Source organism: Buchnera aphidicola (Kurisakia onigurumii), assembly GCF_039394605.1.
Lineage (GTDB): Bacteria > Pseudomonadota > Gammaproteobacteria > Enterobacterales > Enterobacteriaceae > Buchnera_I > Buchnera_I aphidicola_B.
This window is the reverse complement of sequence record NZ_CP135033.1, coordinates 358,916-383,324: the sequence shown is the minus strand read 5'-3', so window position 1 is coordinate 383,324 and position 24,409 is coordinate 358,916. Positions and strand designations below refer to the sequence as shown.

Annotated in this window: 19 protein-coding genes; 6 read left to right on the top strand and 13 right to left on the bottom strand. The window is 19.9% G+C overall.

What is annotated here, in order from left to right:
* Positions 1 to 69: 69 nt before the first annotated feature.
* From holA to prfB, 9 genes are all read right to left on the bottom strand, one after another.
* On the bottom strand, positions 70 to 996 hold the full coding sequence (gene holA / locus RJU59_RS01705; protein WP_343155327.1) for a DNA polymerase III subunit delta: 927 nt from the start codon (positions 994 to 996) through the stop codon (positions 70 to 72).
* 93 nt (positions 997 to 1,089) lie between these two features.
* Positions 1,090 to 3,693: a leucine--tRNA ligase gene (leuS, locus tag RJU59_RS01700; RefSeq protein ID WP_343155074.1), complete on the bottom strand. Its 2,604-nt coding sequence runs from the start codon at positions 3,691 to 3,693 to the stop codon at positions 1,090 to 1,092.
* 74 nt (positions 3,694 to 3,767) lie between these two features.
* Positions 3,768 to 4,640, bottom strand: a complete 873-nt coding sequence (gene corC, locus RJU59_RS01695; RefSeq protein WP_343155073.1) for a CNNM family magnesium/cobalt transport protein CorC — start codon at positions 4,638 to 4,640, stop codon at positions 3,768 to 3,770.
* Between the two features lie 72 nt (positions 4,641 to 4,712).
* Entirely contained in the window at positions 4,713 to 5,165 is a 453-nt protein-coding gene (gene ybeY, locus RJU59_RS01690) for an rRNA maturation RNase YbeY (protein WP_343155072.1), read from the bottom strand.
* 80 nt (positions 5,166 to 5,245) lie between these two features.
* Positions 5,246 to 6,568, bottom strand: a complete 1,323-nt coding sequence (gene miaB / locus RJU59_RS01685) for a tRNA (N6-isopentenyl adenosine(37)-C2)-methylthiotransferase MiaB (RefSeq protein ID WP_343155071.1) — start codon at positions 6,566 to 6,568, stop codon at positions 5,246 to 5,248.
* Between the two features lie 271 nt (positions 6,569 to 6,839).
* Positions 6,840 to 7,712: a prolipoprotein diacylglyceryl transferase gene (gene lgt, locus RJU59_RS01680; protein WP_343155070.1), complete on the bottom strand. Its 873-nt coding sequence runs from the start codon at positions 7,710 to 7,712 to the stop codon at positions 6,840 to 6,842.
* Positions 7,713 to 7,749: 37 nt separating this feature from the next.
* On the bottom strand, positions 7,750 to 9,012 hold the full coding sequence (lysA, locus tag RJU59_RS01675) for a diaminopimelate decarboxylase (protein ID WP_343155069.1): 1,263 nt from the start codon (positions 9,010 to 9,012) through the stop codon (positions 7,750 to 7,752).
* A 48-nt stretch (positions 9,013 to 9,060) separates the two neighbouring features.
* Positions 9,061 to 10,560, bottom strand: a complete 1,500-nt coding sequence (gene lysS / locus RJU59_RS01670) for a lysine--tRNA ligase (protein ID WP_343155068.1) — start codon at positions 10,558 to 10,560, stop codon at positions 9,061 to 9,063.
* 12 nt (positions 10,561 to 10,572) lie between these two features.
* Entirely contained in the window at positions 10,573 to 11,673 is a 1,101-nt protein-coding gene (prfB, locus tag RJU59_RS01665; RefSeq protein ID WP_343155067.1) for a peptide chain release factor 2, read from the bottom strand.
* A 252-nt stretch (positions 11,674 to 11,925) separates the two neighbouring features.
* On the opposite strand from prfB, the gene ygfZ reads away from it, so the two are divergent.
* Positions 11,926 to 12,888: a tRNA-modifying protein YgfZ gene (gene ygfZ, locus RJU59_RS01660; protein ID WP_343155066.1), complete on the top strand. Its 963-nt coding sequence runs from the start codon at positions 11,926 to 11,928 to the stop codon at positions 12,886 to 12,888.
* 87 nt (positions 12,889 to 12,975) lie between these two features.
* The gene (gmk, locus tag RJU59_RS01655) at positions 12,976 to 13,578 is read left to right on the top strand and encodes a guanylate kinase (protein WP_343155065.1); all 603 of its coding nucleotides are present in this window, start codon (positions 12,976 to 12,978) and stop codon (positions 13,576 to 13,578) included.
* A 160-nt stretch (positions 13,579 to 13,738) separates the two neighbouring features.
* On the opposite strand, the gene typA is transcribed toward gmk, so the two are convergent.
* Positions 13,739 to 15,571, bottom strand: coding sequence for a translational GTPase TypA (gene typA / locus RJU59_RS01650; protein WP_343155064.1), 1,833 nt, complete (start codon positions 15,569 to 15,571; stop codon positions 13,739 to 13,741).
* 157 nt (positions 15,572 to 15,728) lie between these two features.
* Here typA and yihA point away from each other — a divergent pair, with 157 nt between their 5' ends.
* On the top strand, positions 15,729 to 16,328 hold the full coding sequence (gene yihA / locus RJU59_RS01645; protein ID WP_343155063.1) for a ribosome biogenesis GTP-binding protein YihA/YsxC: 600 nt from the start codon (positions 15,729 to 15,731) through the stop codon (positions 16,326 to 16,328).
* Here yihA and RJU59_RS01640 read toward each other — a convergent pair.
* The 3 genes from RJU59_RS01640 to RJU59_RS01630 all read right to left on the bottom strand — a co-directional run bounded on the left by RJU59_RS01640 (position 16,325) and on the right by RJU59_RS01630 (position 19,873).
* The gene (locus tag RJU59_RS01640; RefSeq protein WP_343155062.1) at positions 16,325 to 18,154 is read right to left on the bottom strand and encodes a DNA polymerase; all 1,830 of its coding nucleotides are present in this window, start codon (positions 18,152 to 18,154) and stop codon (positions 16,325 to 16,327) included. The genes yihA and RJU59_RS01640 overlap by 4 nt on opposite strands.
* A gap of 12 nt (positions 18,155 to 18,166) precedes the next feature.
* Positions 18,167 to 19,096: a 5'-3' exonuclease gene (locus RJU59_RS01635; RefSeq protein WP_343128472.1), complete on the bottom strand. Its 930-nt coding sequence runs from the start codon at positions 19,094 to 19,096 to the stop codon at positions 18,167 to 18,169.
* Between the two features lie 144 nt (positions 19,097 to 19,240).
* A complete protein-coding gene (locus tag RJU59_RS01630; RefSeq protein WP_343155061.1) occupies positions 19,241 to 19,873 on the bottom strand; it encodes a hypothetical protein in 633 nt (210 codons plus the stop codon).
* 241 nt (positions 19,874 to 20,114) lie between these two features.
* Here RJU59_RS01630 and RJU59_RS01625 point away from each other — a divergent pair, with 241 nt between their 5' ends.
* The 3 genes from RJU59_RS01625 to RJU59_RS01615 are packed head-to-tail and all read left to right on the top strand — an operon-like array spanning position 20,115 to position 24,409.
* Positions 20,115 to 21,926: an assimilatory sulfite reductase (NADPH) flavoprotein subunit gene (locus tag RJU59_RS01625; RefSeq protein WP_343155060.1), complete on the top strand. Its 1,812-nt coding sequence runs from the start codon at positions 20,115 to 20,117 to the stop codon at positions 21,924 to 21,926.
* Positions 21,926 to 23,656 (top strand): assimilatory sulfite reductase (NADPH) hemoprotein subunit, encoded by a 1,731-nt coding sequence (cysI, locus tag RJU59_RS01620; RefSeq protein ID WP_343155059.1) that lies wholly within the window; start codon positions 21,926 to 21,928, stop codon positions 23,654 to 23,656. Before RJU59_RS01625 ends, cysI begins: the two co-directional genes overlap by 1 nt.
* 18 nt (positions 23,657 to 23,674) lie before the next feature.
* Complete coding sequence (locus RJU59_RS01615; RefSeq protein ID WP_343155058.1) at positions 23,675 to 24,409, top strand: phosphoadenylyl-sulfate reductase; 735 nt, start codon at positions 23,675 to 23,677, stop codon at positions 24,407 to 24,409.

The following is a 24,409-nucleotide window of genomic DNA, read 5'->3' as shown; positions in this document are numbered from 1 at the left end:
ATTTTTTTTCAAAAATAATATATATAAATTTTTATATACATTATTAATATAATTTATAAAAAAATATTTTTAATTTATTAATAAACATATGTTTTTTAACGTAATCCAAGAAAAATATTCATGATTGTTTTTAATAGATAATTCTGATATTAGTAATAGTTTTATAATTTTACATAATTTATTTAAACTATTTAGTTTTATTGTTCTCATAAACATATTTAATTTATTTTTCCATATTTTTTTTTCTTGTAAAAATTTATAAATAATTTTATTATTTGATTTTATTTGAATAAGTAATAATAAATCTTTTTGTAATAATCTAATTAAATGTATGGGATTTAATTGATTTTCTTTCAATTTATTCAGTATTTTTATACTTTCTATTTTTTTTCCAGAAAAAATAGTATTTATCCATTCAAAAGATGTGTATTTTGAATCATTAAAAATAATTTTCTTTAAATCATCTTCTGTAATTATATTTTTTTTTATGAAAGTTAATTTTATAAATTCAAACATTTTAATTAATAATAAAAAATTTCCATAATAGAATTCATATAATATTGTTTTTGCTTCTATCGTAATATATAATTTATAAAATTTTTCTTTATAATTAATCCATTGTAATGATCTTTTTTTATTTACTATATTACAATCTATTATAACTCCTTTTTTTATTTTAGTATTAAAAATTGAATTATTTTTTTTTTTAATTGAAAAATTCAAAATAACTATTATAAAAAAATTTTTTGTGATTTTTTGTATAAAAATAATTATTTTTTTATATAAAGTATCAGTATAATTTTCTTTTTTTAAAATAATAGTAATAATTTTTCTTTTATTGAATAGATCATTTTCATTACATATTATAGATATTTTTTCTAAATCTTTTTTTTTATTAATAATCAAATTAATTTTTTTATATGTTTTTTTTTTAAAGTTTTTATAAATAATTAGATTACAACAATCTTCTAATAAACATAATTCTTTTCCGAAAATTAAATAATAAAAAATATTTTTTTTTTTAAATTATATAAATTTTCATATAATATTTTTTTCATAATTTTCTCTATAATATAAATTTTTATTTTTTTATTTAAGTATAAAATTAATAACTTTATTTTTTATGTAAATTATTTTTTTAATTTTTTTATTAATTATATATTTTCTTATTTTTTCAGATTTTTTTATTTTTTCTATTATTTTAGAATATATAGTATTTTGTTTAAAATTTATTTTATCTCTTACTTTTCCATTAATTTGTATGATTAAAAAATTTTTTTTTATTATTTTTGATTTTTTATATTTTGGCCATGTAACATTTTCTATTTTAGTAAAATTATTTTTATTTAATGCATTAAATATAATGGTACTAAAATGAGGAGTAAATGGATATAACATTTTAATTATTTTATTCAAACATTTTCCTAAAATTTTATGTCCTTTTGTGGTTTGTACTGAAAATTGATTTATTTTGTTGAATAAAATCATTAATGATGAAATTGCTGTATTAAAAGATTTTCTTCTTTCTATATCATCAGACACTTTCATTATTGTTTCATGTAATTTTGATTGCAGAATTTTTTCTTCTTTTGTATATGAATTATATGTTTTTTTTAACATATTATAATTTTTATTTTCTATATATTTATACGCAAAATTCCATAATTTTTTTAGAAATTTATAAGTTCCTTTTAAACCATCTTCCTTCCATTCTAGTGTATTATTTATAGGAGCTGCAAACATTATAAAAAGTCTAGTAGCATCCGCTCCATATTTTGAAATAATAATATCAGGATCAATTCCATTATTTTTAGATTTAGACATTTTCATTAAACCAGCGTATTGAATATTTTGTCCTTTTTTAGTGACTCCGTATTGTATATTTCCTTTTATATCTTTTTTTATTTTTAATTTTTGTGCATTTACCCATACTATTTTTTTTTTTTCATTGATATAATAAAATGCATGTGATAATACCATTCCTTGGCATATTAAATTTTTAACTGGTTCATCAGAATTTATTAGTTTACAATCTCTTAATAATTTATGAAAAAATCGAAAATATAATAAATGCATATTTGCATGTTCAATTCCACCGATATATTGATCTACTGGTAACCAATATTTAGATGCGATTGGATCTACCATTCCTTTTTTAAATTCAGGATTAGTATATCTTATGTAATACCAAGAAGATTCTATAAATGTATCAAAAGTATCTGTTTCTCTGATTACTTTTTCGCCATTTAAAATAATATTTTTCCATTTTGAATTATGAAAAAGAGATGAATTTATATTGTTATCAAATTGTTTATATTTAGGTAACTTCACTGGTATTTCTTTAGTATTTAAAGGTATTATTTTTCCTTTTTTATTAGTTACGATAGGAATAGGTGTGCCCCAATATCTTTGTCTTGAAATACTCCAATCTTTTAGATGATAAAAAGTTACTTTTTTTGCTAAATTTTTTGCTAATAAAAATTTTTTAATAAATAAAGATGCTTGCTCGGATTTCATATTATTTAGTTGAATTCCAGAATTAAACAAAATACCTGTTTCTAACATTGGAATATTTTCTTGTTTATTTTTATTTTTTATATTTTGTAATATTACTGGTTTTATTTTTAAATTATATTTTTTAGCAAATATAAAATCATTATTATCATGAGCTGGAACTGACATTATTGATCCTGTTCCAAATTCTATTTTTACAAGACTAGAAATCCATATTGGAATTTTTTTTTTACTAATCGGATGTATTGCAAATTTATTAGTATTAATACCAATTATTTCTTTGTTGTTTTTGATATTATTTGTACAGATTTTTTTTTTATATTCTGTTAAAAATATTTTTACTTTTTGATTATTTTTTGATATTTCTTTAGAAAATTGATGCATAGGAGAAATGGATATAAATGTTGTTCCCATAATTAATTCTGGTTTTGTTGTGTATATATAAATGTAATTATTTAGTATTTTATCATATATTTTTATTTTTATTTGTATTCCTTTGGATTTTCCAATCCAATTTTTTTGCATGTTAATAACATCTTTAGGCCATTCTTTTAATTTATTTAAATCGGATAATAATTCTTCAGCGTAATGGGTAATTTTTAAAAACCATTGCGAAATTTTTTTTAGATGAACTACTGTTTGACATCTCCAACATTTTCCATTTATAACTTGTTCATTAGCTAGCACAGTATTATCATTCGGGCACCAATTAACGATATCTTTTTTCTTATATACTAACTTTTTTTTAAATAATTTGATAAAAAACCATTGTTCCCATTTATAGAATTGAGGGTCTGATGTATTAATCTCTCTATCCCAATCATAACTATAACCTAATGCAAGTAATTGTTTTTTCATTTTTTTAATATTATTTTCAGTCCATACTTTTGGTTCTAAATTATTTTTTTGAGCAGCTTCTTCAGCAGGTAAACCAAAAGCATCCCAACCGATAGGATGTAATACATTTTTTCCTAACATTCTTTGATAACGAGCAATTACATCTCCGATAGTATAATTTCTTACATGACCAATATGTAAATTTCCAGAAGGATATGGCAACATAGATAAGCAATAAAATTTTTCTTTGTTATAATTTATATATACTTTAAATGTTTTATTTTTTTTCCAATATTTTTGTATTTTTTTTTCTATTTTTGTGTGATTATATTTTTTATCCATATTTTTCTTATAAAAGTAAATAATGTTAACAATATTTTTTAGAGATTAATTGTATAAAATAATTATATTGATTTTTATTTATAAATTATATTATTTTGTATAATAACGACTTGAATTTTTAATATTCTTCTACTATTTACGGATAAAACTTTAAATTTAAACTGGTTTATTTGTGTTACTTCATTTTTTTTAGGAAGTTTGCCAAATTTTTTCATAATTAATCCTCCTATAGTATCTACTGTATTATCCATAAAACATGTTTTAAATGTTTTATTAAATTCTTTAATTGTTGTTAAAGCACTTATATAAAAAGTAAAATTATTAATTTTTTTGATGTTTAATTTATCTTTTTTATCATATTCATCTTCTATTTCTCCTACAATAAGTTCAAGTATATCTTCAATTGTTACTAGTCCTGAAACTGCTCCAAATTCATCAATTACAATTGCCATATGATATCTTTTTAATCTAAATTCTCTTAACATATTATCTACATGTCTACTTTCAGGTACTATTACAGGAGGTCTTAATATTTTTTCTAAATTAAAATTTGTTGATTTTTTTTGCATAAATGGTAGCAAATCTTTTGCTATTAAAAATCCTTCAACATGATCATTTTTATCGTTCATAACAGGAAATCTTGAATGAGAAGATTGAATAATGACGTCTAAACATTGATTAAGGTTATATTGTAATTTTACAGTGATCATTTGAGATAATGGAGTCATAATTTCCCTTATGTAATGTTTTGTAACACTAATAACTCCTTCTAACATGTTTCTTGTTTCTTGATTAATTAATTCATTTTGTTCAAAACTTCTTATTAGATGCAATAATTCTTCTTGATTTTTTGGCTTTTCATGAAATAATTGTTTAATAATTGATGAAAAAAAACCTATTTTTTTTTTTGATTTATTACCAGGTTTACGTAAATAATAGTCATTCATGTATTTTTAATAAATATCTCGATTAATTTAAAATTAATATGAACTTTAATAAAAAGTATTTTTTATATATTATTACAAATAAAAATCTATATAACCTAATTTTGAAAGAGATTTGTTTTCTATATCTCGCATTTTTTTAAATTCTGAATTATTATCATGTCGATAACCTAGTAAATGTAAAGCTCCATGAATACTGATTGAAGCCCAATAACTTTCTAAAGAAATTTTTTTTTTGCAAGCTTCACGATTTACGATTTCATGACAGATTACTAAATCTCCTATATAATTATAGTTATAATGGATAATATTTTTGTAAGAAAAAGATAAAATATTAGTTGGTTTATATATTTTTCTATATAAAAAATTTAATTTTTTTATTTTTGATTTTTTTACAATTTGAATTGTAATAAATATATTTTTTTTTTTTCTAAAAATGTAAGAAATCCATTTAACAAAAAATTTTTTTATAGGAATATAATTATTTAATATTTTAGTATGTATCTGTAAATCTAATTGTAAATTCATTTTTTTTTCATACATTATTTTTTTTAAATTAATATTTAAATATTATAAATAATATTTAAAATGTTTTATATATTGGTATATTATATTAATTTTCCTTGCAAATTATAACGACTAGTTTCTATTATTTTAATAGGAACAATTTTTCCAATATGTTTTTTTGATCCTTTAAAATGAACAGTTCGATTATTTTCTGTTTTTCCTGAAAGTTGCATAATATTTTTTTTAGAAGGACCATCAACTAAAACCATTTGTTTGGTATATAACATTTTTTTACTCCAAGATAAAGTTTGTTCATTAATTTTTTCTTGAAGTATGTATAAACGTTCTTTTTTTTCTTCTAAACTAACATTATCTTTCATTTTTGATGCAGGAGTTCCGGGTCTAGGTGAATATAAAAAACTAAAACTCATATCAAAATTAATTTCAGAAATTAATTTCATAGTTTTCTGAAAATCTTCTTTTGTTTCTCCAGGAAATCCTATTATAAAATCTGAACTAATTTGTATGTTATTACGATATTTTATTAATTTCGAAATTATCTCTTTATATTGATTAACATTATATCTTCTTTTCATCAATTGCAATATTTTATTAGAACCACTTTGTACAGGTAAATGTAAGAAACTAACTATTTTTGGAATATCTCTATATACTTCTATAATATCTTCAGTGAATTCACAAGGATGACTAGTAATAAATTTAATTCTTTTTATTTGACTAATTTCAGATATATATCTTAACAATTTAGAAAAATATACTTTTTTTCCATTTTTTTTTAAAAAATTGTAAGCATTTACATTTTGCCCTAATAAAGTAATTTCTTTAACTCCATTTTGTGCTAAAATCATTATTTCTGATATTATACTTTTATAATTTCTACTTATCTCTCTACCTCTTGTGTACGGTACTATACAAAAAGAACAAAATTTATTACAACCTTCCATAATAGATACAATTTCTTTTGTTTTAAAAATTTTTTTATTATCGTAAAAATTAAATTTTTCAGTTTTTAAATTGTTTATTTCTAATATAGATAATTTATTTTTAATGTATTTTTCAATTAATATAGGTAATTGATGTACATTTTGTGTTCCAAATATTATATTAATATAAGGAGCTCTATCAAAAATTTTTTTTCCTTCTTGTACTGCTACACAACCTCCTACTGCAATAATAATATTTTTATTTTTTTCTTTTATTTTTTTCCATCTTCCTAACTGATGAAATAATTTTTCTTGAGCTTTATTTCTAATAGAACATGTATTTAATACAAATATATCTGCATTTTTTTCTTTTGAAGAAATTTTATAATTATTTTTTTGCAAAATATTAGCAATAATTGAAGAGTCATATGTATTCATTTGACATCCCCATGTTTTAATAAATATTTTTTTTTTTTTCATTAATTTTTTATATTTTTAAATTAGTAAATGTATTGATAGAAATTTTTTTAATGAATGGAATTAGAATTATTTTATTAATATATATTATAAATATATTGGTATAATATAAAAATTTTTTATTAAACATATACGTATTTAAATAATTTTTTTGTACAATATTTGTAATAAATAATATAAATATTATTTATTGATAAATTTATTTTTTTTATAAATATTAATTTTAATATGAAAATAATTTTTTATTAAATAATATATTTTAAATATTTTGATATCATTTAGTATTCTTTTTAAGAATTTTTTTATTAGAATATATAAATATATATAGTCCTAATATTATCATAGGTATAGAAAAAAATTGTCCTGATGTAATTGATATATTTTTTATATATATATTATAATCTGGTTCTCTAAAAAATTCGATGAAAATTCTAAATATTCCATATATAATTAAAAAAACAGATGATAAAATTCCATGTTTTTTAGTTATTTTTTTTGTATATAATAATATAATAAATAAAATAATTCCTTCTAAAAAAAATTCATAAATTTGTGATGGATGTCTTGGTAAGTAATGAAATTTTTCTAAGAATGTTTGAAGATAGGTATTTTTTTGAACAAATTTTACGTCATAATAATACGATTTAGGAAAAAAGCAATATATTGGAAAGTTTGTTGAATATACTTTTCCCCATAATTCACCATTTATAAAATTTCCAATTCTTCCCATACCTAAACCAATAGGAATAAAAATAGAAGTAAAATCAGAAATAATAAAAAATTTTTTATTATATTTTTTACAAAAATAATATATTCCTATTATTGATCCAATTAAACCTCCATGAAAAGACATTCCTCCTTCCCATATTTTAAATATAGATATTACATGATGTATATAATATTTATAATCATATAAAATAACGTGACCAATTCTACCACCTATTAATAAACTTATAAAAATAATATTTAATAAATTTTCAAATTCATTTTTTTTAAAAAATTTATATTTAATAGATTTTTTTTTTCCAAAATACATTATGAAAAAAAATGTTATTAAATACATTAATCCATACCAATATATATGAATTTTTCCAATAGAAAATACAATAGGATTAATATTATGAATATACAAATAATTATGATTCATTTTTTTACCATATTTAATTTTTATAAAAATTTATTTTTTAAATTTTGATAATACTATTTTCTAATTTTAATAAATCATGTATTGTTTGTTTTTTTCGTATTATTTTAAAAGAATTATTTTCATATAATATTTCAGGTATGAGTGGTCTGCTATTATAAATAGAAGACATAGAAGCACCGTAAGCTCCAGTATTATGGAATATTAAATAATCTCCTATTTCAACAAGAGGTAGATCTCTTTCTTCTAAATTTCCATGTTTATTTTGTGTAAATATGTCTCCTGCTTCACATAAAGGACCTCCTATAACTACTTTTTTAGTTTCAGAATAATCTATATTTCTATTTTTTTGAGGTAGTATCGTTATTTTATGATAAGAACCATATAAAATAGGACGCATAAGATCATTAAAACCAGCATCTACTAAAATAAATGTATATTTATCTGTTTTTTTTATAGTATAAATTTTACATATTAATATTCCTGATTCTGCAACTAAAAATCTTCCTGGTTCTATTTCTAGATTTACATGATGACCAAAATAATTTTCTATTTTTTTTCTTGTTTTATTCCATAAAGAAAAATAATGGTTAATATCAACATGATTTTCATTATCTTTATATGGAATAGATATACCGCCTCCAGCTGATATTGAAGATATGTCAATATTTAAACTATATGCTTGATGTAGCATAGAATTACATACTTTTTGTAAGTGTTCATAATTTACTCCTGATCCAATATGCATATGTAATCCTATTACATTAAATCCATACTCTTTGATTATTTTTAGTATTTTTTTTGGATATAAAATACCATGTTTACTGTTATTACCTCCCGTATTTGTTTTTTTATTATGCCCATGTCCAAATCCTGGATTAATGCGTATCCATATATCATGATTTGGAGATATTTTACCTAATTGATGTAACATATCTATTGATCCAATATTTACCGGAATATTGAATTTTGCGATTTTATCTACAGTTTCTTGGTCAAATATATCTGCTGTAAAAACTATATCGTTTTCTTTTATAGAAAATCCAGATTGAATAGCTCTTTCTATTTCTCCTAACGAAACCGCGTCTATTTTAACTCCTTTTTTTTTCATTAATTTTAATATATTTATATTAGAACATGCTTTCTGTGCAAATCTAATGATATCAAAATTATTTAATAGTTTAATTTTTTTATAAATCATTTTGATATCATACAACCAGAAAGGTGTATTAATTTTTTCAATAATATTCAGAATTTTTTTTTTTTTTATAGAATTTTGAAATAAATTAAAACAATTACACATATTTTCCTTATTTTCTTATATAAAAAAATTTTTATTTTACATATTTTGTTATTTATTTTTTAGTGTGGGAAACAATATCACATCTCTTATATTAATGCTATTAGTTAAAATCATTACAATTCTATCAATTCCTATTCCTAAACCTGAAGTTGGAGGTAATCCATATTCAAGAGCTTTAATATATTCCTTATCGTACATAATATCTGTATATTTATTTTTTTTTTGTGCTATTTGTTTTTGAAATCTTTTTTTTTGGTCTTGGTAATCGTTTAGTTCGGAAAAACCATTAGCTATTTCTAAACCATTAATAAATAGTTCAAATCTATCTGTTAATTTTTTATTTAACTCATTTCTTCTGGCTAGTGGTGATTGTGATACAGGATATTCAATAATAAAAGTAGGTTGTAGAATTTTTTTTTCTGTAATTTTTTCAAATATTTCTAATTGTATTCTTTCTATTTCCCATGTTTTTTTAATTTTTATTTTATTTAATTTTGCAATTTTTTTTATTTTTTTTAAATTATTAAGACTTTCTAAATCAATTGATGAATTAAATTTAACTATTGATTCTTTTATAGTTAAAATTGTAAATTTTTTATTAAAATTAATAGTATTATTGCCACATTTTATTTCAAAACTTCCAAATATTTTTTTTGTTATTTTTTTAAATATTTTTTCTATTAAAATCATCATATCTTTATATGTTGTATATGATTGATATATTTCCATCATAGTAAATTCGGGATTATGCCGATAAGAAATACCTTCATTTCGAAAACTACGATTAATTTCAAAAATACGGGTAAAACCTCCTATGATTAGTTTTTTTAAATATAACTCAGGAGAAATTCGTAAATACATAGAATTATTTAAGGAATTATGATAAGTAGAAAAAGGTTTAGCTGATGCTCCTCCTGGTATATTTTGTAACATAGGAGTTTCAACTTCTAAAAATTTTTTTTTAATCATATATTCTCGTATACAATTTATTATATTTGATCGTTGTATGAAAATTTTAAATTGATTTTTATTACATATTAAATCCAAATATCTTTGTCTATATCGTATTTCTTTATTAATAAGTCCGTGGAATTTATCCGGTAAAGATCGTATAGATTTAGTAAGTAAAATAAGTTTTATACTTCTTATAGATAACTCATTTGTTTTAGTTTTAAATAAACAACCGATTACCCCTATTATGTCTCCTATATCCCATTTTTTAAATTCATTTTTATAAAATAAAATTGGTAAATTATCTTCTTTAACATATACTTGTATTGTATAATATTTTTCCTGTAAGGTAATAAAAGATGCTTTTCCCATAACTCTTTTATTAATTATTCTACCTGCGATATTTATATTAATATCTTTTTTTTTTAAATCTTGTATATTCAGATGATTATATTTTTTGCATAATATTTCGATAGTATTATTGATCTTAAAATTATTAGGAAAATTAAAACCTTTTTTTTGAATATTATTCAGTTTTATTTTTCTTATGTTTCTTTCTTCTTGATTTAATAAAATTTCATTTTTTTTTGATATCATTCTATTATCTCTTTATACTTCCAATTTTAAATTAGATATAATGAATTTTTCTATATTTCCATTTAATACTTCTTGTATTTTTCTTGTTTCTACACCAGTTCTTAAATCTTTTATTCTGGGATTATCAAATATATATGATCTAATTTGATTACCCCAGCAAATTTCTGATTTGTTTTTTTCATTTTCTTTTTTTTCATGTTTTTTATTTTGAATTTCTATCTGATTAATTTTATATCTTATTTGTTCTAATGCTTGAGATTTATTTTTGTGTTGAGAACGACTATTTTGTGATTGTGTTACGATACCGGTTGGAATATGTGTTATTCTTACAGCAGATTCAGTTTTATTAACATGTTGCCCCCCAGAACCAGATGATTTATACACATCTATTCTTAAATCAGAAGAATTTATTTGTATAACATCATTTTTATCTAATTTAGGATAAACAAATATTGAACAAAAAGAAGTATGTCTTTTTTTAGTAGAATTGAAAGGGCTTCTTCTTACTAACCTATGTATTCCTGTTTCAGTTCTTAACCATCCGAACGAGTAAGCACCTAATACCATTATTGTAGCAGATTTAATTCCTATATTTTCACTATTTGTTTGTTGAATAATAGAATATGTAAGTCCTTTTGACTTAATCCATTTTAAATACATACGCATTAATATTTTAGCCCAATCTTGAGCATCAATTCCACCTGATCCTGGTTGTATGTCAATGTAACAATCTAAAAAATCATTCTTTTTTGAAAACATTTTATAAAATTCAATTTTTTTAATTTTTTTTTTTACTGTATTGATTTTTTCTTGTATAAGATTTTTTGTAAATAATTTTTTTGTATTAAATTTATTTTTTATTAAAATGTCTATTTCGTTAATTTTTTTTTGTATATTATCTATTAAATCAATAATTTTTTGTAAATTTGTATATTCTATATTTTTATTTTTTATAAAATCTTTTTTTTTCCAATATATAGGATTAGATAATTCTAAATGAATTTCTTCAATTCTATTTTTTTTTTTTTCGTATTCAAAAAAATCTTTTATTAATATTTCTTTTTTTTTCAGATTTTTTATTTTTTTTTTTATTTTTTTTAAGTATATGTTCATTTTTTTTACTGAAATAATTTTTTGTTTTTATTATATTTTATTTTTTTTTATAAAAATTATAATTTTTATATTAATAAATTAAAATTTTATATTTTATTAATTTAAATAATTATAGATATTAATTTTTTTATTAATTTATATAATATTATATATTACTGGATTATTTAAATTTAGTAAATAAACTATAAATGTTATACTAATAACTATATTCGTTTTAATTAGGATTATATAATTAATTTTATATAAGAAAATATGAATTTTTCTACATTTAATAATTTAAATCAATCAATAAAAAATTTACAAAATTATTTTTTACAATTAACAGATTGGGTTTTTGTTTATGTATCGGGAAATGATGCTAAAAAATATCTACAAACAAAATTTACTATAAATATTAATAAATTTAATAATAATACTCATACAATATGTTCTCATTGTAATTCACAAGGAAAGGTGTTGAGTGTATTTTATTTTTTTGTTTTTAAAAGTGGATACGGTTACATTCAAAGAAAAAGTGTTGCACGTCAACAAATACAAGAATTAGAAAAATATTCTATATTTTCAGATATAAAAATTAGGATAAAAAAAAATTATCATATTATAGGAATGTATAATAATAAAATATTTAATTTTTTTAAAAATTATTTTTTAGATGTTTCACATAAAAATAATTCTTTGATTAAAACAAATTTTGGAACAATATTATATTTTTTTCGTCCTTATAAAAAATTTTTATTGATTGTATCCAATAAAAAATTGAATTTATTATATAAAAAATTTTTTTTAAAAAAAATACTTGTTGGAAATGAAGAATGGTTATTATCAGAAATAAAATCTGGTTTTCCAGTTATAGATTTAGAAAATTATGCTAAATTTTTTCCGCAAAATATTAATTTAAAAAAATTAAAAGCATTAGATTTTTACAAAGGGTGTTATCAAGGACAAGAAATAATATCTAGATTAGAATTTAGAGGAAAAAATAAATATTCTATATATATTTTGTATGGAAATTACACTGATAATTTAGTTATTGGAGAAAATATAGAAAAAAAAAAAAAAGATTCTTGGATACATTGTGGTTTTATTTTATCCGCAGTCAAAATTAATTCTAATGGTATATATATTCAAGCAATGTTAAGAAAGACAACAAATAAATATGATATATTACGAATTAATAATATCAAAAATATTTTTTTTTATTTAAAAAAATATTAAATATTTGTTAAAAAAAATAATTTATTATAGTATTTAATATACATTTAAAAAAAAATTTACTTACATTTAATTTATAAAATTATAAAAATGATACAATTAGGAACATTTTTTATTATTTCTGCTCCAAGTGGAACTGGAAAATCTAGTTTAATACGAAATTTTTTAAAAACTAAAACAGGAAAAAATATTAGAATATCTATATCTCATACAACTAGATTAAAGAGAAAAACAGAAAAAGAAGGAAAAGATTATTATTTTATTAATAAATCAGAATTTCATAATATGATTAAAAAAAATATTTTTTTAGAATATGCAATTATTTTAAATCAATATTATGGAACTTCAAAAAATGTAATTAAGGATTTTATTTCAAAAGGAATAGATATCTTTTTAGATATAGATTGGCAAGGCGCTCAACAAATTCGCAAAAATTTTTCTCAAGTTAAAAGTATTTTTATGTTACCTCCTTCAATAGAAGAACTATACATAAGACTAAAAAATAGAGGTCAAAATTCAGAAAAAGAAATTATACAAAGAATAAATATGTCGTTATTAGAAGTAAGTCATTGTCATGAATATGATTATTTAATTATTAATGATGATTTTAAAAAAGCATTAAATGAATTAGCAGCAATTGTTATTGCTGAAAGATTATCTATTCGTAATAAAAAAAAATACAAGAGAAATTAATTGAAAATTATTTTATATAAATAATTTTTAATAAAATTAATTATTTTATTTTTTTTATACGAATAGAAAAAATAAAATAATTTTTAATTTTTTTAATAAATAGTATTTTTAATAAAAAATTTTTTAATTTTTTTTAAAAAATTGCATTTTATTATTTAAATTAAATTATTTCACTTTTAGAAAAAGATCGAGAAAATTGTTTTCTTTCTCCTTCAGTCAAATATTTTTTTCTTAATCTAATAGATTTAGGGGTAATTTCTATTAATTCGTCATCATTGATAAATCCAATAGATTTTTCTAAATTCATTTTTATTGGATTTATCAAATTGATAGCTTCATCAGAACCCGATGCACGCATATTAGAAAGTTTTTTTCCTGTCAGACAATTTACTGTTAAATCATTATTTCTATTATGAATTCCTATTATTTGTCCTTCATATACTTTTTCTCCATGATTTAAAAACATTTTTCCTCGATTTTGTAAGTTGAATAAAGCAAAAGCAACTGTTTTTCCTGTACTATTAGAAATTAGTACCCCATTTTTTCTTTGTCCAGCATTATTAGATTTTATAGTATCATAATGACTAAAAGAAGAAAAAAATAATCCTGTTCCTGATGTTATTGTTAAAAATTGATTTCTAAAACCTATTAATGATCTACTGGAAAGAATATAATTTATTCGTACTCTACCTTTTTGTTCAGGAAAAATATTTTGTAATTCTCCTTGCTTTTCTCCAATTAACTTCATTAATGTTCCTTGATGATTTATTTGAATATCTATTGTAACTAATTCAAATGGTTCTTGTATTTTTTCTTTATTTTTTTTAAAAATTACAGTGGGTCTGGATACTTCCATTTCAAACCCTTCTCTTCTCATATTTTCGATTAATATTGATAAATGTAATTCTCCTCTACCTGATACACAAAATGTATTAGAATTTTTTGTTTCTTCAATAATTAACGAAATATTATGTTTTGCTTCATGTGTTAAACGATTTAAAATTTGACGAGATGTAACATATTTACCTTCTTTACCACAGAAAGGAGATGTATTAACGGAAAAAAACATTTTTACAGTAGGTTTATCAATCTTTAATTTTGGAATAAAAAAAATATTATTTGGATCACATATAGTATCAGATATATTTATTTTTTCAGGTCCTGAAATATTTACGATTTCTCCTGCTTTTGCTATTTTAGTTTCTATTTTTTCTAATCCTGAATATATTAATATTTTATTAATTTTACTGTTATAAATTTTTTTTTTGCTATTAACAACAGAAACTATTTGATTAACTCGAAGAATACCTTCTTTTATTTTACCTATTCCTATAATTCCTAAATATGGATCATAATCTAGTTGGGATATTTGCATTTTCAATGTCCCTTTATTATTAATTTTAGGGCTAGGTGTATATTTAATAATAGATTCAAATAAAAAATCCATATTTTTTTTCATTTTAGAATAGTGTGCTCCTGATGTTCCATTTATTGCAGAAGTATATACAACAGGAAAATCAAGTTGCGAATCAGTTGCATTTAAATTGATAAATAAATCTAATATTTGATCTAATACCCATTCTGGTCTTGCGTTTTCTCTGTCTATTTTGTTAATTACAACAATAGGAACTATATTATAGTTAAATGCTTTTTGTGTAACAAATCGAGTTTGTGGCATTGGACCATCTATTGCATCTACTATCAAAAGAACGGAATCTACCATTGACATAATTCGTTCTACTTCACCTCCAAAATCTGAATGTCCTGGAGTATCTATTATATTAATTTTATAATTTTTCCAATTTAATGAAGCATGTTTAGATAAAATAGTGATACCTCGTTCTTTTTCTAAAATATTAGAATCCATAATACGATCAGGTTTATTTTCATGTAATTGAAATGTTCCTGATTCTTCCAATAATTTATCTACTAAAGTAGTTTTCCCATGATCAACGTGCGCGATGATTGCAATATTTTTTATTTTTTTTTCCATGATATCCTTCCTTATTATGATAATAATTTATTTTATGTTTATTTAAATTTTTTATTTTTTTATAATTTTTATTTTTTATTTGATAATTTATTATATATATATATCATTATGATATATATAATAAATTTTTATTTATAACATATTTAGGAGTGTAATAATGATTAAAAACAAATATATATCAACTATTTTTTTAAAAAGTGTTAAAAAAATGATTTTATCTAAAAAAAATAATAGAATGGACGTTGCATTTTCTGGATATTCTAATTCTGGAAAATCAACTGCTATTAATCTTTTATCTAATCAAAAAAAATTAGCTAGAACTAGTAAAAAACCAGGAAGTACAAAAACTATTAATTTGTTTCAAGTAGATTTTAAAAGATATTTAATTGATTTACCAGGTTACGGTTATTCTAAAACATCAAAAAAAACTCAATTAGAGTTACGAGATATTGTTTTTTATTATCTAAAAAATTGTTTTCATTTAAAAGGTTTGATAATATTTATGGATATTAGACATCCATTAAAAAAAATAGACTATGAAATTATTAATTTAGTTAATAAGAATAATATACCTATAGCAATTTTTTTGACTAAATCTGATAAAATTTCTAAAAATTTAAAACTAAAAACTATAAAATATGTAAATAAAACGATATCTTTATCAAATAAAAATATTTTAGTATACACTTTTTCAAAATATTGTTCAGGTAGTTTATTATCTTTATTAAATGTAGTTTCGAAATGGCATCAGTTTTAATTTACAAAATTTGTTTCATAATTTTTAAAATATTTTTTTAATTCATAAGTTTCGCTCCAGTTATCACCAATTTTTATATTTACTGGTATTGGAATATCTAATACTATTATTGTTTCCATTATTTTTTGTATTTTTTTACATAAAATTTTTACTGATTCTTTTTTTATTTCAAAAATTAGTTCGTCATGTATTTGTAGAATTATTTTTGCTTTTTTTTGATATTTATTTTTAATATATTTATCAATGATAATCATAGATTTTTTAATAATATCAGATACTGTTCCTTGCATAGGTGCATTCATACATTGTCTATACGCAGTTCTTTTCAAATTATAATTTTTAGAATTAATATTTTTAATATATATCTTTCTACCAAATAAAGTAGAAACATAACCTTTTTTTATAGCTTGTAAATGTATTTTTTTTATATATCGACATATTCCTTCATATTTTTTAAAATAATTATCAATACATTTTTTTGCTTTTATGATATTAATTTTTAATTTTTTAGATAAACCAAATGCAGTCATTCCATATATCAAAGAAAAATTAATTGTTTTTGCAATTTGTCTTTGATGGTCTGTAATTTGATTAATTGGAATTTCAAAAATTTTTGATGCAGTGGAAGTGTGTATATCTTTATGTTTTTTAAATGATTTTATTAAAATATTATCTTTTGATAAATGTGCAAGAATTCTTAGTTCAATCTGAGAATAATCAGCTGTTAATATAACGGAATCAGATGGAGCAATAAAAGATTGTCTAATTTTATTACCTTCTACACTGTGTTTAGGAATATTTTGTAAATTTGGATTAGAAGATGAGAGTCTTCCTGTAATGGTAAAACATTGATTATAAGAAGTATGGATTCTTTTTGTTTTTTTATTAATCATTTTTGGTAATTTATCTATATAAGAAGATTTTAATTTACATAAACTTCTATATTGTAAAATTATTTTTGGTAATAAATTTTTTTCTGATAATTTTAATAATACTAATTCTTTGGTAGAATTTTTTCCTCCAGGAGTTTTATAAAATTTCTTAAAATTTTTTTTTTGGAATAATATATATTCTGTTTGTTTGCTTGATAACATATTAAATTTTTCACCAGCCAATAAAAAAGAAGCTTTTTCTAAAATAATCATTTTTTTAGATATATTTTTTGATTGTATTTTTAACTTTTTACAATCTAATAAAAATCCATAATTTTCTATTTTATATATTAAAGCTGAAAGAGGAAGATCTATATAATTTAAAATTATGTTTAGTTTTTTTTCTTTATTAAGAATTTTATTACATTTTAAATGTATATATATAATTATTTTATGCATTTTATTAATCAAATCTTCTTGTTTTATTTTTGATCTATTTTTATTAGATTTAAAAAAATTTTTTTCATATTGTTTATATTCGTAATTAATTTTTTCTTTAATTATTTTTTCTTGAATTAATCCTTTTGTAATGTACAATTCTAGATTAATATCTAATATATTTTTCGATATTTTTATATGAAATTTTTTAAAAATTTTATAATAATTTTGTAAATTATATGTTATTTTGAGAATATTTTTATTTTCAAAAAATGATTTTATATTTTTTAATTCTATTAAATTAGTATTTTTTTCTAATAATTTTTCAAAATTTTTAATTTTATATATATAAAGAATTTTTTTTGGATATGTAAAAAAATAAAATGTTGTGACTGTTTTTTTTTTATTAGTATTAATAAGAAAAGATACAAAAAAATATTTATTTGTATTTTTTTTCCATTTTGATACATCTATTTCTTTGATTATTTCAGTTATTACTTTTTTTTTTATAATCATTTATTTTATCATTTAATAAGTTAATTTCATTATTTCTTGTTTTTTATTTTTTTTTATTTTTTCTTGTATATATTTTGTCCATTTTTTAAATTGATAATATTGAAAAAAAAATAATAATTTTTTTTCGTTAAAAGTATTTTTTTGGAAATATTTTATTTTTTCCATTGTAATTAAATTTTTTTGAATGGTAGTTAATTTTAATGATAAAAAAGCTTGTTTTTTATTTTTTGTTAATTTTTTAAAAATATTATTACCATTTCTTATTTCTTTAATTTTTATTAAATTATTTTTTTTGTATATATTTTTGATGTATTTAAATTTATTAATTAAAATAATTGCTGTTTTTTTTCCTATTCCATATACTCCTGGTATATTATCAGATGTATCTCCAGTTAAAGCTAAAAAATCAGGAATGCATTTGGGAATAATTCCATATTTTTTTTTGATTGCATTTCTATCTAATATTTGAAATTTACTATTAATAATAAAAATGTGTTGATTAACTAATTGTGCTATGTCTTTATCATTAGTAAAAATAAATATTTTTTTTGTATTTTTTTTTTTTAACGTGTTTACAATACTTCCTATTATGTCATCTGCTTCTATTTTAGGAATCATAATAATTAAAATTCCCATATATTCTATTATTTTTTGTAATGGATGAATTTGTTGTTTAAGTATATCTGGAATCATTTTTCTATTTTGTTTATATTGTAAAAAAATTTTGTGTCTAAAATTTTTTTTTTCAGAATCAAATGCTATAATAATTTTTTTTGGAAAAATTGTATTTTTTAATTTTTTTAAAGTGTTTAAGAAACCATATATTGCTCCACAATGATCATTTTTTTTATTTTTTAATAAAGGAAATGCATAATAAGATCTATATAAGCAAAAAGTTCCATCTATTATTAAAGTTGAATTATTTATATTTTTATTTTTCATTTTTTTATTAATATTTTTTGTATCAATTTATCTTTTATAATATATTTTCTATTAGTATAAAAATTTATTATTAAATTTAAATTATTTATTCTATAAATTAATTTATGATTTACTTTTTTTTAAAAAATTATATATTTTTTATATTTATATTTTTTTTAATAAAAAATTAATTGATCGTGTTTGTTTTTCTAAAAATTTTTTTTTAGGTAATTGATATATATCATTTAATTCCAATAAATATTTTTGATTAATATATATAGTAGGTATTTTTATAATATGAAATTTTTTTATAATATCGTATTCCTGTTTTAAACGTATTTCAATTGATATACTATTCCAATACATGTCATATATTTTAGATTGAATTTTAGAATTTTTTATAAAAATATTTTTTAAAGTAGAAAAATTTTTTATATATTTTTTTTCTTGAATATTTGTATATATAGGAATTAAAACTTTGTTTTCTATATGTAGTTCCTTTGCAATAATCCATGCTTTAGATAACATTTTTTCTAAATAAGAATCGCTGATGTTTACATGATAACTATTTATTATAGATTGATTAGAATATTTATTTCTTAAAAAATAATTAAATTGATATTGATATTCTAAATTATAGCAATAAGGACAGAAAAAAGAAAAAAATTCTTCTATTTTTTTCGTATTTTTATTTATATTGATATTTTTATTAATATCATTTTTTAGAATGATATTTTTAGCAAATACTAAATTGGATAAAAAAAAATATATAATGATAGAAAATAATAATCTTTTCATTATTAAACTCTTATTTAAAGTAAATAAGTTTAATATAATATTATATTAAATTAGTAATACATAATTTAATTTTTGTGATTATGTTCTTGATAAAAAATTATCAAATACTTTATTTTAGAATATAAAATTTTTTATAAAATTATTTAAATTATAAATTCTATTTTTTTGCAATCCGTTAAATTTAAATTTAACATATATTTTTATATTCAATAATTTTTTAAAGGTAATTAAATAAAAAAATATGAAAAATGACATACAAAATAATATATTAAATCCGTTAAAAGAAGAACAAAAAAATATACTTGATAATTTAATTAATGATATTGAAAGCAATCAGTGCGCTTGGATTTCAGGTTATTTATGGGGTATTGCTCAGACAAAAAATAATAATTTTATTAAAAATAAAAAAAATGAAAAAATAATTTCACAAAATTCAAAAGTTACTATAATTTCTGCTTCACAGACAGGAAATGCTCGATCTGTTTCTGAACAATTATATCATCAATTAAAAGAAAATAACATTGATTCAAAATTATTTAATGCATATGAATATAAATTTAAAAAAATTCAAAATGAAGATGTATTGATTATTGTAATATCTACACAAGGAGAGGGTGATTTACCTGAAGAATCTTTACAAATGTTTAATTTTTTAAAATCTAAAAAAAAAATAATTTTAAATAATATTTCGTATAGCATATTTGGTTTAGGAGATTCTTCCTACGAATTTTTTTGTGAAGCTGGTAAAAAATTTGATAATATATTAAAAAAATTAGGTGCAGTTCCAATTTTAGAAAGGATAGATGCTGATTTAGATTATTCTGATTATGTTAAACCTTGGATAAAAAATATTATTAGTATAATAAAAAAAAAAAATAAAAACATTGAAGTTAAAAATTCAGAAATAGAAAATAATATATCAAAAAAATCTATTAATAATATTTTTAATAAATTAAATCCTTATATCGCTTCGATATCTGTAAATCAAAAAATAACTGGACGATATTCTAAAAAAGATGTAAGACATATTGAATTAGATATTGAAAATTCTGGAATTAATTATTGTCCAGGAGATTCTCTTGGAATTTGGTATGAAAACGATCCAGAATTAATTTTAGAAATATTGGATATATTACAAATTAAAAAAAATGAATTTTATATTTATAAAAATAAAAAAATTAATATTTTCGAATCTTTAAAAAAAATTTTTGATATTACTGTTAATTCTCCTTTTACAGTAAAAAAATATTTTATATTGAATCAAAAATTTTCTCTGAATTCTATTTTTGAAAACGAAAAGGATATTTTTTTATATAGTAAAACAACACCTTTCTTAGAAATGATTCGTAAATATCCTTGTAAAATTTCTGCAGAAAAACTATCTACTATTTTAAGATCTTTATCTCCGCGTTTTTATTCTATTTCTTCTTCGCAATTAGAAAATGAAGATGAAATTCATATTACAGTAAACTGTCTTCGTTATATGATATCGAATAAAATGCATATAGGAGGAGCTTCTGGATATCTTTCTAATCGTCTGATGGTTAATGATACTGTAAAAATTTTTGTAGAAAAAAATAATCAGTTTAAATTACCTAAAAATATAGATTCTAATATAATTATGATAGGCCCTGGAACAGGAATTGCTCCATTTCGATCTTTTATGCAAGAAAGAGATAATAATAAATCACAAGGAAAAAATTGGTTATTTTTTGGTAATCCAACTATTTCGGAAGATTTTTTATATCAAGAAGAATGGAAAAGATATTTAAAAAAAGGTTTATTAACAAATATAGATTTAGCATGGTCACAAGATCAAACAGAAAAAATATATGTACAAGATAAAATATTAGAAAAAGGAAAAGAATTATGGGATTGGATTAAACAAGGATCTTTTATATATGTATGCGGGAATGCTTCCAATATGGCAAAAGATGTGGAACAATGTTTAATTAAAATTATTTCAGAAAATTCTTTTATGAGTTTAGAAAAATCAGAAAATTTTTTAAATAAATTACGTGAAGAAAAACGATATCAAAGAGATATATATTAATGAATAATAATAAAAATAAAGACAGTAATTTTATTGTAAAAGGAATTCTTAGCGATGCTGAACGAATAAAAAAAAACAGTAATTATTTGAGAGGTACAATTCAAAAAGATTTAAAAAATAATATTACTAATGGTTTTGAAGGAGATAATTTTTTTCTTATTCGATTTCATGGAATGTATCAACAAGATGATCGAGATATTCGACAAGAAAGAATATATCAAAAATTAGAACCAAGATATACCATGATGTTGAGATGTAGAATACCAGGAGGAGTGATTACCACTAAGCAATGGCTAAAAATAGATAAATTTGCTATTTCAAATACATTTTATAAAACTATTCGATTAACAAATAGACAAACTTTTCAGTTGCATGGAATTTTTAAAAATAAACTAAAATTAACTCATAAAATGTTAAATTCTATTCAATTAGATTCTTTAGCTACTGCAAATGATGTTAATAGAAATGTTGTATGTTCTTCTAATCCTTATGAATCTTATTTACATTATGAATCATATAAATGGGCTAAAAAAATTTCAGATCATTTACTTCCTAAAACACATGCATATTCAGAAATATGGTTAGATAAAAAAAAAATTTTTTCTAATGAAAAAGAACCAATATTAAGTAAATCATATTTGCCTAGAAAATTTAAAATTAGTATAGTAATACCTCCTAATAATGATGTAGATATTCATGCAAATGATATTAGTTTAATTACAATTCCTGATTTTATTAATAAAAATAAAATTCTAGGATTTAATATATTAATCGGAGGAGGATTATCTATAGAGCATAATAATCACTCTACCTGGCCAGCGATTGCTTCTGAAATAGGTTTTGTATCTATTAAAAAAATTTTATCTGTAGTTGAGTCAATTGTTACAATACAAAGAGATTGGGGTGATAGAACAAATCGAAAGAATGCAAAAACAAGATATACTATTAAAAGAGTTGGTATTGATAATTTTAAAAAAGAAATAGAATCTAGATCAGGAATTATTTTAAAAAAGAATTATCCGTATTTTTTTTTAGAAAGAGGTGATAAATTTGGATGGGTAAAAGGTTTTAATGGTTTATGGTATTTAACTATTTTTGTTCCAAATGGTAGAATTTCTCAATATAATCATTCAAATATTAGATTGGGAATTTTAGAAATTGCAAAAGCACATACTGGTACATTTAGAATTACATCAAGTCAAAATTTAATAATATCTGGAATATCAGAAAATAATAAAAAAAAAATTAACAATATAGCTATTAAATATAATTTAATTCATAATACATCTCTTTTAAGACAAAATTCCATGGCATGTGTATCTTTTCCTACATGTCCTTTAGCAATGGCTGAAGCAGAACGAATGTTAGATGGTTTTATTAAAAAATTAGAAAAAATTTTTTTAAAAAATAATTTAATTGATGAATATATTGTTGTTCGTATTACTGGATGTCCAAATAATTGTGCAAGAGCTTTACTAGCTGAAATAGGATTAATAGGAAAATCTCCAGGTAAATACAATTTATATCTTGGAGGAAATCGAATAGGTACTAGAATTCCTAGTTTATATATTGAAAATTGTAATGAAAAAGTTATTTTAGAAAAATTATCTATTTTAATTACTTTATGGTCCATAGAAAAAAAAAATAAAGAAGGTTTTGGTGATTTTGTAATACGTAAAAAAATTGTAAAAGAAATTACTAATTCTTCTGAAGAATTTTGGAAAAAATAATTAACGTTAAGAGAAAAAATGACTAATTTATGTGAAATCATTCAATTAAAAAAACAAGAACAAAAAAATTTTTTAGATGATATTAATAATAAAATAAAAAATATGTCTATCGAAGATAGAATAATTTGGAATTTAAATAAATTACCTAAAAATCATATTCTTTCTTCTAGTTTTGGTATACAATCTTCAGTTTTATTGCATTTAGTTACTAAACATATTCCTAAAATTCCTGTTGTTTTAATTGATACTGGATATTTATTTTCTGATACATATCGTTATATTGATAAAATGGTCGCAAAATTACAATTAAATTTATATATTTTTAGATCAAAAATATCTCCAAGATGGCAAGAAGCAAGATACGGAAAACTATGGGAACAAAAATTAGATGGAATTAATTTATATAATAAAATAAATAAAATAATTCCAATGAAAAAATCTTTAAAAGTATTAAAAGTAAAAACATGGATAGCTGGATTAAGAAGACAACAATCAACAACACGTTCGAATTTGTCTTTTTTAAGTATTCAAAATAAAATATTTAAGTTTTTACCTATTTTGGATTGGGATAATAATATGATTTTTTCTTATATAAAAAAAAATAATTTGGATATGCATCCTTTATGGAAAAAAAATTATAGATCTGTAGGAGATATTCATACAACAAGAAAATGGAAAAAAGGAGAATTAGAAGAAAATACTCGATTTTTTGGATTAAAAAGAGAATGTGGTATACATTATATTAATAAATAA

Excerpts from the sequence above, each read along its gene's own strand:
- leuS (WP_343155074.1), bottom strand. The coding sequence starts at position 3,693 with ATGGATAAAAAATATAATCACACAAAAATAGAAAAAAAAATACAAAAA.
- corC (WP_343155073.1), bottom strand. The coding sequence starts at position 4,640 with ATGAATGACTATTATTTACGTAAACCTGGTAATAAATCAAAAAAAAAA.
- ybeY (WP_343155072.1), bottom strand. The coding sequence starts at position 5,165 with ATGAATTTACAATTAGATTTACAGATACATACTAAAATATTAAATAAT.
- miaB (WP_343155071.1), bottom strand. The coding sequence starts at position 6,568 with ATGAAAAAAAAAAAAATATTTATTAAAACATGGGGATGTCAAATGAAT.
- lgt (WP_343155070.1), bottom strand. The coding sequence starts at position 7,712 with ATGAATCATAATTATTTGTATATTCATAATATTAATCCTATTGTATTT.
- lysA (WP_343155069.1), bottom strand. The coding sequence starts at position 9,012 with ATGTGTAATTGTTTTAATTTATTTCAAAATTCTATAAAAAAAAAAAAA.
- lysS (WP_343155068.1), bottom strand. The coding sequence starts at position 10,560 with ATGATATCAAAAAAAAATGAAATTTTATTAAATCAAGAAGAAAGAAAC.
- prfB (WP_343155067.1), bottom strand. The coding sequence starts at position 11,673 with ATGAACATATACTTAAAAAAAATAAAAAAAAAAATAAAAAATCTGAAA.
- ygfZ (WP_343155066.1), top strand. The coding sequence starts at position 11,926 with ATGAATTTTTCTACATTTAATAATTTAAATCAATCAATAAAAAATTTA.
- gmk (WP_343155065.1), top strand. The coding sequence starts at position 12,976 with ATGATACAATTAGGAACATTTTTTATTATTTCTGCTCCAAGTGGAACT.
- typA (WP_343155064.1), bottom strand. The coding sequence starts at position 15,571 with ATGGAAAAAAAAATAAAAAATATTGCAATCATCGCGCACGTTGATCAT.
- yihA (WP_343155063.1), top strand. The coding sequence starts at position 15,729 with ATGATTAAAAACAAATATATATCAACTATTTTTTTAAAAAGTGTTAAA.
- RJU59_RS01640 (WP_343155062.1), bottom strand. The coding sequence starts at position 18,154 with ATGATTATAAAAAAAAAAGTAATAACTGAAATAATCAAAGAAATAGAT.
- RJU59_RS01635 (WP_343128472.1), bottom strand. The coding sequence starts at position 19,096 with ATGAAAAATAAAAATATAAATAATTCAACTTTAATAATAGATGGAACT.
- RJU59_RS01630 (WP_343155061.1), bottom strand. The coding sequence starts at position 19,873 with ATGAAAAGATTATTATTTTCTATCATTATATATTTTTTTTTATCCAAT.
- RJU59_RS01625 (WP_343155060.1), top strand. The coding sequence starts at position 20,115 with ATGAAAAATGACATACAAAATAATATATTAAATCCGTTAAAAGAAGAA.
- cysI (WP_343155059.1), top strand. The coding sequence starts at position 21,926 with ATGAATAATAATAAAAATAAAGACAGTAATTTTATTGTAAAAGGAATT.
- RJU59_RS01615 (WP_343155058.1), top strand. The coding sequence starts at position 23,675 with ATGACTAATTTATGTGAAATCATTCAATTAAAAAAACAAGAACAAAAA.